At 42.3% G+C, this 638-nt stretch carries 1 protein-coding gene; it reads right to left on the minus strand.

Annotated elements, in window-relative coordinates; genetic code table 11:
* The coding region (locus ACFINZ_RS11325; protein ID WP_375701560.1) for a tyrosine-type recombinase/integrase at positions 1-638 on the minus strand (638 nt) is incomplete at both ends.

A 638-nucleotide genomic window follows, 5' to 3' on the forward strand; every position in this document is an offset into this window, starting at 1 on the left:
TTGGTACGAACGCCTGTCAGGATAAGCAAGCGCAAAGCCAGTTGTGTTATGTTTTGTGTTTTACAGAGTAACTGATAAAAGGCGGGAACATCTTTCCAATCCATTGCAGGTCTATTAGTGGTTTTATGACGTTGTTTACCTAAGAGCGCGCGTGCTTTTTCTGTTGCTTGTAAATCAACATCTAACCCTAATGCAGCCGCATGTTTGAGACAAAGATTAAGACGATTTAGTGCTTTCTCTGCTGTTGCAGCTTTTGTATGCCAGATAGGAGCAAGGGTATTGCGTATCTCTGTTTGTGTAATCTCTGAAACGGGCAGACAGCCCAATTTAGGGAGAATATGAAGGCGTAATGGTAAAAACCAATCACAAGCTTTACCATCTCTTTTTAATTCGGCTTTACGGCTTTCAAAAGCATCTAAAGCAATGTTTTTTAAATAATGAAGATTACGCATTGCCTCACGCTTTTGTTTATCGCGTTCTTTAATGGGGTCACGACCCTCATGTAAAACAGCACGCCATTGGTTTGCCAATTCACGGGCTTTTTTTAAAGAGACATGTCTTAAGGCGCCCAAGCCCATTTCACGGCGCCGACCGTGAATGGTATAACGATAAAGCCATTGAGCACCACCATCTTTACG

Source organism: Bartonella sp. AA81SXKL (assembly GCF_042196945.1).
Taxonomy (GTDB): domain Bacteria; phylum Pseudomonadota; class Alphaproteobacteria; order Rhizobiales; family Rhizobiaceae; genus Bartonella.